This is a genomic window from Rhizobacter sp. (assembly GCF_031412495.1).
Lineage (GTDB): Bacteria > Pseudomonadota > Gammaproteobacteria > Burkholderiales > Burkholderiaceae_C > Schlegelella_A.
The window spans coordinates 1-7,247 of record NZ_JANODC010000308.1 but is presented as its reverse complement, the minus strand read 5'-3'; the positions used below and the strand labels follow the sequence as shown (position 1 = coordinate 7,247).

6 protein-coding genes and 2 tRNA genes are annotated in these 7,247 nt (G+C 70.9%); 7 read left to right on the top strand and 1 reads right to left on the bottom strand.

Annotated elements, in window-relative coordinates; translation table 11 throughout:
- Positions 1–238: 238 nt before the first annotated feature.
- Positions 239–1,975 (bottom strand): lipid A export permease/ATP-binding protein MsbA, encoded by a 1,737-nt coding sequence (gene msbA / locus AC30N0_RS11485; protein WP_489518043.1) that lies wholly within the window; start codon positions 1,973–1,975, stop codon positions 239–241.
- 68 nt (positions 1,976–2,043) lie between these two features.
- On the opposite strand from msbA, the gene AC30N0_RS11480 reads away from it, so the two are divergent.
- From AC30N0_RS11480 to AC30N0_RS11450, 7 genes are all read left to right on the top strand, one after another.
- On the top strand, positions 2,044–2,841 hold the full coding sequence (locus tag AC30N0_RS11480) for a glycosyltransferase family 2 protein (RefSeq protein ID WP_489518042.1): 798 nt from the start codon (positions 2,044–2,046) through the stop codon (positions 2,839–2,841).
- A gap of 31 nt (positions 2,842–2,872) precedes the next feature.
- Positions 2,873–4,147 carry a Tol-Pal system beta propeller repeat protein TolB gene (gene tolB / locus AC30N0_RS11475; protein WP_489518041.1) on the top strand — a complete coding sequence of 425 codons (1,275 nt, stop codon included), beginning with the start codon at positions 2,873–2,875 and terminating at the stop codon, positions 4,145–4,147.
- Between the two features lie 70 nt (positions 4,148–4,217).
- Positions 4,218–4,769 carry a peptidoglycan-associated lipoprotein Pal gene (gene pal, locus AC30N0_RS11470; RefSeq protein ID WP_489518040.1) on the top strand — a complete coding sequence of 184 codons (552 nt, stop codon included), beginning with the start codon at positions 4,218–4,220 and terminating at the stop codon, positions 4,767–4,769.
- Positions 4,769–5,566 (top strand): tol-pal system protein YbgF, encoded by a 798-nt coding sequence (gene ybgF / locus AC30N0_RS11465; protein WP_489518039.1) that lies wholly within the window; start codon positions 4,769–4,771, stop codon positions 5,564–5,566. The genes pal and ybgF overlap by 1 nt, the downstream gene beginning before the upstream one ends.
- Positions 5,567–5,586: 20 nt before the next feature.
- Positions 5,587–6,429: a tRNA threonylcarbamoyladenosine dehydratase gene (locus AC30N0_RS11460; RefSeq protein WP_489518044.1), complete on the top strand. Its 843-nt coding sequence runs from the start codon at positions 5,587–5,589 to the stop codon at positions 6,427–6,429.
- Between the two features lie 13 nt (positions 6,430–6,442).
- Positions 6,443–6,515, top strand: a tRNA-Lys gene (locus AC30N0_RS11455).
- Positions 6,516–6,544: 29 nt separating this feature from the next.
- Positions 6,545–6,620, top strand: a tRNA-Lys gene (locus AC30N0_RS11450).
- The last annotated feature ends 627 nt before the right edge of the window (positions 6,621–7,247 follow it).

The following is a 7,247-nucleotide window of genomic DNA, read 5'->3' as shown; positions in this document are numbered from 1 at the left end:
AACGCGGCTGCGCCGCGTCCCTCCTCCTTTACGTCGCTCCGTTGGCCACCCGACGCTCCACGCGAAGCAGCAGCGTCCTTTCTCCCAGCGGAGAACAGGTGTTGGGGGATCAGGGCGGTGGGGCGCTCTGCGGAGCGAAGTAAAGGAGGAGGCGTCGGCCGCAGGCCGGCGCCGGGGGACATGAGCGCAGCAGAGCGCCCCACCGCCCTGATCTCCGCCGGACAGCCGCACCGCATTCCTAGCTCCTGAACTGCAACGCGTGCAGGCGGGCATAGAGGCCGCCGGCGGCGAGCAGCTCGGCGTGGCTGCCTTGCTCGACGATGCGGCCGGCCTCGAGGGCGACGATGCGGGTGGCCCGCTCGATGGTCGAGAGCCGGTGCGCGATGACGAGGCTGGTGCGGCCCTGCATCAGCTTCTCGAGCGCCTGCTGGACGAGGCGCTCCGACTCGGAATCGAGGGCGGACGTCGCCTCGTCGAGGATCAGGACGGGCGCGTCCTTGTAGATCGCGCGGGCGATCGCCAGGCGCTGCCGCTGCCCGCCCGACAGCTCGTTGGCGTTGTGGCCGACGAGGGTGTCGATGCCGGACGGCAGCCCTTCGGCGAACTCGAGCAGGTTGGCGGCGGCGAGCGCTTCGCGCACGCGCTCGCGGTGGATGGTCGCGCCGAGCGCGACGTTGACGGCGACGCTGGCGTTGAACAGCGACACGTCCTGGCTCACGAGCGCGAACTGGCGGCGCAGCGCCTCGACGTTCCAGTCGGCGAGGGCGACGCCGTCGAGCTTGACCACGCCCGAGGTCGGCTCGATGAAGCGCGGCAGGACGTTGACGATCGTCGTCTTGCCCGCCCCCGACGGGCCGACGAGCGCCACCGTCTCGCCCGGCATCAGGTGCAGCGTGACGGCGTCGAGGGCCGGCGGCTGGTCGCTGCGGTAGGCGACGGTCACGGCTTCCATCTCGATCCGGCCGATGGCGCGGCCGGGGTCGTGGCTGCCGCCGCGCTCGGCCGGCGTCGCGTCGATCAGGTTGACGCCGCGGTCGAGGGCGGCGAGCCCGCGCGTGATCGGGCCCGACACTTCCGCCAGGTGCTTCATCGGCGCGATCAGCTGCAGCAGCGCGGTGATGAAGGCGACGAAACCGCCGACCGTGGTGCGGTCCTGGCCGCTCTGCCAGATCGCGGCCGTGATCACCGCGGCGAGCGCGCACGAGGCCAGCACCTGCGTCAGCGGCGTCATGGTCGCGGCGGCGAGCACGGCCTTGATCGAGACGCGGCGCAGGCGCTCGCTGACGGCGCCGAAGCGGCCGGCCTGTGCCGCCCCGGCGGCGTGCAGGCGAACGCTCTTCCAGGCCAGGACGTTCTCCTCGACGACGTAGGCGAGGTCGTCGGTGGCGAGCTGCGCCTCGACCGTGAAGCGGTGCAGCCGCTTGCTGTAGTAGCGCATCACCATCGCCACCGCCGGCATCAGCACGGCGACGACGAGCGTCAATTGCCAGTTCAGGTAGATCAGCACGGCGAGCATCGCGATCAGGGTCAGCGAGTCGCGCACCAGCTGCTGCAGCGCGTAGACGAGCTGGGTGGCGCCGTTCTGCACTTCGAAGGTCAGGGTCGTGATCAGGTGGCTGGCCGTGCTGCGCGTGAAGAGCGACGGCGCGGCGTCGAGGAGCCGGCCGAACATCGCCTGGCGCATGACCATCACGCCGCGGTTGGCGGCCCACGACATGCCGTACTGGGCCACGAAGCCGGCCAGGCCGCGCACCAGCGTCAGGCCGACGACGGCGAGCGGCACCGTCCAGAGCGGCACCTTGCCGAGCTGGAAGCCGTTGTCGAGCAGCCACCGCAGGAGCAGGGGGATGACGGGCTCGGTCATCGCGCCGACGACCGAGCCGAAGAAGGCGATGACGAAGCCGCGCCGGCTGCTCGCGAAGAACGGCGCGATGCGGGCCAGGCGTGCGCGCAGCGGCAGCGTTGCAGGGGGCATGGGCGGCGATTATCGGCGGCACCCCGAGTCGGCCTGCGACAATTGGCCGCCCCTGTCCACGAGACGGCATGCCGCCCGCGACGCTCTCGGTCATCCTCATCACGAAGAACGAATCGGCCAACATCGATGCCTGCCTGGCGTCGGTGGCGTTCGCCGACGAATGGATCGTCGTCGATTCCGGCAGCAGCGACGACACCGCCGAGCGGGCACGCCACTTCGGCGCCCGCGTCGTGACGAGCACCGACTGGCCCGGCTTCGGCGCCCAGAAGCAGCGCGCCCTCGACCTGGCCACCGCGCCCTGGGTCCTCGCCATCGACGCCGACGAGCGCATCTCGCCCGCGCTGGCGGCGAGCATCCGCGCCGTCCTGGCGGCCGCCGGGCCGCATGAGGCCGATGCCCCGGTAGCCTACGAGCTGTCGCGCCTCTCGTGCCTCGGCGGGCGCTGGATCCGGCACGGCGACTGGTACCCGGACCGCGTCGTCCGCCTCTTCCGGCGCGGCCGGGCCCGCTTTTCTGCCGACCGGGTGCACGAGCGGGTGCAAGTTGACGGGCGCGTCGGCCGCCTCGCCGGCGACCTGCTCCACCACACGATGCCCAGCCTGGAAGACGCCCTCGAGAAGATGAACCGCTACAGCAGCGCCGGTGCCGCGGACAAGGTGTCGCGGGGCCGGCGCGGCGGGCTGGCGCCGGCGCTGGCGCACGGGCTGTGGGCCTTCCTGCGCAGCTACGTGCTGCGGCGCGGCTTCCTCGATGGCGCTGCCGGCTTCATCGTCGCCGCCTATGTCGCCGAAGGGACGTACTGGCGCTACCTGAAAATGGCCCAGCTCGCACGCCGTTTGCCAAAGGCGGGCCGCGAAGCGCATTGAACCAACCACCGTTTTACGGGTCAGCCCCTTCATGTCCGATCGACGTCAGTTCTGCACCGCTGCCGGCGGCCTTCTCATCGCCATTCCCGCCTGGGCGCAGTTCCGCGTCGAGATCTCCGGGGTCGGCGCCACCCAGCTGCCCATCGCCGTCGTCCGCTTCCGCAACGACGAGCAGGGCGGCCAGTCGGTGGCCGCCATCATCCGCGCCGACCTGGAGCGCAGCGGTGCGTTTCGCCTGATCGACGCCAGCGCCGCCATCGACGAGACCAGCGCGCCGGCGATGGCCGACTGGCGTCAGCGCGCCGCGGATGCGCTGGTGGCCGGGTCGGTCACCCGCCTTGCCGACGGCCGCTACGACGTCCGCTTCAAGCTCTGGGACGTGGTCAAGGGCAGCGAGCTCGGCGGCCAGAGCAACGCGGTCGATGCGAGCGAGCTGCGCCTGGCGGCGCATCGCATCGCCGACTTCATCTACGAGAAGCTGACCGGCGAGAAGGGTGTCTTCTCGACCCGGATCGCCTACGTCACCCGGGCCGGATCGCGCTACACCCTGCGCGTCGCCGACGCCGACGGCGATAACGGCCAGGTGGCGCTGACCAGCGGCCAGCCGATCATCTCGCCGGCCTGGTCGCCGAACGGCCGGGAGCTGGCCTACGTCTCGTTCGAGCGGCAGAAGGCGGTCGTCTTCGTGCACAACGTGGCCAGCGGCGAGCGCCGCTCAATCGCGGACTTCCGCGGCTCGAACAGCTCGCCGGCCTGGACGCCGGACGGGCAGAACCTCGCCGTCACCCTGTCGCGCGAGGGCGGCTCGCAGCTGTTCCTGATCGGCCGCGGCGGCGGCGAGCCGCGCCGCCTTGCGAGCAGCAACGCCATCGACACCGAGGCCCGCTTCACGTCCGATGGCCGCTTCATCTACTTCACCAGCGACCGGGGCGGCGGCCCGCAGATCTACCGCATGCCGGCCGGCGGCGGCAACGCCGATCGGGTCACCTTCGGCGGCAGCTACAACATCAGCCCGGCGGTCAGCCCGGATGGCCGCACCCTGGCCTACGTCACGCGCGCGGGCGGCGCCTTCCGCCTGTCGGTGCACGATCTGTCGAGCCCCGGCGCGCAGCCGGCCACGATCACCGACACCAGCGACGACGAGCACCCGAGCTTCGCCCCGAACGGCCGGCTTCTCATCTATGCCACCAAGGCGCAAGGCCGCAGCGTGTTGATGACCACCACGCTCGATGGGAAAATCAAGGCTCGCCTGCCGTCGCAGACGGCCGACCTGCGCGAGCCGGTGTGGGGCCCCTACGGGCGCTAGACGCCGACACCTCCGCAGTGCCAGTGCAGGCAATGCACCGAATCAGCAAACCCAAGCCAAGGAAGAAGTCATGCAGTTCCACCATCGCCACCTCCTCACCCTCCTCGCCGCCGCGTCCCTCGCCGCCTGCTCGAGCGTCAAGCTCGACGAGGCGCCGGTCGAGTCGCGCAGCCCCACCACCGCGGCCGGCACAGGCGGCACCGGGTCCGGCGCGGCCGGCGGCGGCGCGGCCGGCTCGCAGACCCGCGTCGCTCCTGTCGACGTGACCGCGACCAACGCGGCCGCCAACTCCAGCCTGCCCCGCGTCGTCTACTTCGACTACGACAGCTACATCGTCAAGGACGAGTTCCGCCCGGTCATCGAGCTCAACGCCAAGCTCCTGAGTGCCGATCGCAAGAGGCAGATGGCCGTCGAGGGCCACACCGACGAGCGCGGCAGCAGCGAATACAACCTGGCCCTCGGCCAGCGCCGGGCCGAGGCCGTGGTGAAGTCGCTGACGCTGCTCGGCGTGCAGAACTCCCAGCTCGAGCCGGTGAGCTTCGGCAAGGAGCGGCCGGCCGTGCAGGGCTCGGGCGAAGAGGCGTGGGCGAAGAACCGCCGCGCCGAACTGGCGAGCCGCTAGTGCGCTCCCTGCGCAGGCACGCCGCGGCCGCCGCGGTGCTCGTGGCCGCTGCGGCGGCGCTGCCGGCGCATGCCGGCCTCTTCGACGACGACGAGGCCCGCCGCGCCATCCTCGAGCTGCGCCAGAAGCTCGAGCAGAGCAACGAGCAGTCGCGGGCGCGTCAGGCCGAACAGATGGCGCAGTTCTCGTCGCAGTTCGCGAGCCAGCTCGACCAGCTCAAGCGCAGCCTGCTCGACCTGAACGGCGTGATCGAGCAGCAGCGCACCGACAACGCGCGGCTGCGCGGCCAGATGGAGCAGCTGGCGCGCGACGTCGCCGAGGTGCAGCGCAAGCAGATCGACATCCAGCAGGGCGTCGAGGAGCGCATCCGCAAGGTCGAGCCGCAGAAGGTCACCGTCGACAACCAGGAGTTCGCGGTCGATCCGGAAGAAAAGCGCAGCTACGACGAGGCGCTCGCGGGCTTTCGGCGCGGCGAGTTCGAGCGCGCCGCGGGCGGCTTCAGCGGCTTGCTTCGCCGCTTCCCGAACAGCGGCTACCGCGAGTCGGCGCTCTTCTGGCTCGGCAACGCGCAGTACGGCAACCGCAACTACAAGGAAGCGATCGTCACCTTCCGCAGCCTCGTCACCGCCGCGCCCGAGAGCCCGCGCGCGGCCGAGGCGCTGCTGGCCATCGCCAACTGCCAGGCTGAGCTGAAGGACCCGAAGGGTGCGCGGCGAACCATCGAGGAACTGATCAAGGTCTACCCGCGCTCGGAGGCCGCGCAGGCCGGCAAGGAGCGGCTGGCGTCGCTGCGGTGACCGTCGGGAGCCCGGCTGTCGTGGTGCCTCGGCCCGGCACGCAAGCCGGGCCCGGCATCGCGGTCGACGGGTCCGATCTCGAGCGCCGCTTCGGCGGCCTGCGCCGGCTCTACGGCGACGCGGCCTACGCCCGCATCCGCGCGGCGCACGTGGGTGTCATCGGCGTCGGCGGAGTCGGTTCCTGGGCCGCCGAGGCCCTGGCCCGCAGCGGCGTCGCGGCGCTGACGCTGATCGACCTCGATCACGTCAGCGAGTCGAACGTTAACCGGCAGGTGCAGGCGCTCGGGCGAACGCTGGGCCAGGCCAAGGTGGAGGCGCTGCGCGAGCGCATCGCCGACATCCACCCGGGCTGCGCGGTGACGGCGATCGACGAGTTCGTCGACGAAGGCAACTGGCCCGGCCTGCTGCGGCAGCCGGTGCGGGCGCTGATCGACGCCTGCGACAACGTACGCGCCAAGGCGGCGCTGGCCGCGTGGGCGCGGCAGACCGGCACGCCGATCGTCGTCGTCGGGGCGGCGGGCGGCAAGCGCTCGGCCGAGCGGGTCGAAGTCGGCGATCTTGCCGACGTCACCCACGACCCGATGCTCGCGGCCCTGCGCCAGCGCCTGCGCAAGCTTCACGCCGGCCCGCGCCGCGGCCCCTTCGGCCTGGCCTGCGTCTTCTCGCGCGAGCCCGTCGCCACGCCGGCGAGCGACGCGTGCGACGTCGAAGGCGAGGCGACCATCGTCGACGGCAGCCTGAACTGCCACGGCTACGGCTCGAGCGTCGCCGTCACGGCCACCTTCGGCATGGTCGCCGCGGCACGGGCCCTCGAGTTCGCGGCGCTGCCCGAGCCCCGGTCGGCACGACCCGGCCCCCTATAATCGTGGGCTCGGAGGGTTGTTAGCTCAGTTGGTAGAGCAGCGGACTTTTAATCCGTAGGTCGTGGGTTCGAGCCCCGCACAACCCACAGCAACCTTCCGAGGCAGCACAGTTTTCGGGCTCTTAGCTCAGTTGGTAGAGCAGCGGACTCTTAATCCGTAGGTCGAGTGTTCGAGTCACTCAGGGCCCACCAGTGAAATCAAGGGGTTAGCTCATCCGGGCTGACCCCTTTTTCTTTCAACGTAGCCAAAACGGTAGCCAAGAACGGGCGTCGTCGGCGCGCGCGTCTGCGGCTGCCCGAGTTCGGCCCAGGCGCCAAAGGACCCGAGCGCGACGCTGACTGGCCGTTTTCGGACACGGCTGAATCGCCTCCCGAGAACGTAGCCGAACCATCAATTCACCTCTGAAATCAGCGTAGCCATACCGGCGGTGATGGGGCAGCCGCGGTGCGGTTCTTCGAGGAGCACCTCCCGTCGCAGCGCGGCATGAGCCAGCACACGACCTCGACGCGGAGCGTCGAGCGCTTCCTGCTGCATCTGGAGACGGAACGCGCTACGGCATCGCCACGCGCAACGCACGGCTGGCAGCGATCACACGCTGGCCAAGTTCCTGGCCGGCCGCCACCCGGAGCGCCTGGCGCAGTGGCAGGCCATTCTCGCCATACCGTTCAAGCGCGGCGCGCCCCGTGTGCCGACCGACTATCCCGAAGCCGCCGGGGTCAAGTCCCGTATCCGCACACCCTGCGTCACACGACGGCGATTCACCTGCTGAAGGCGGGCGTGGATTTCGCGACGATTAGCCCGTGGCTCGGGCATGCCAG

Bases quoted from the DNA above. Each gene is read 5' to 3' on its own strand.
- msbA (WP_489518043.1), bottom strand. From the start codon at position 1,975: ATGCCCCCTGCAACGCTGCCGCTGCGCGCACGCCTGGCCCGCATCGCG.
- AC30N0_RS11480 (WP_489518042.1), top strand. From the start codon at position 2,044: ATGCCGCCCGCGACGCTCTCGGTCATCCTCATCACGAAGAACGAATCG.
- tolB (WP_489518041.1), top strand. From the start codon at position 2,873: ATGTCCGATCGACGTCAGTTCTGCACCGCTGCCGGCGGCCTTCTCATC.
- pal (WP_489518040.1), top strand. From the start codon at position 4,218: ATGCAGTTCCACCATCGCCACCTCCTCACCCTCCTCGCCGCCGCGTCC.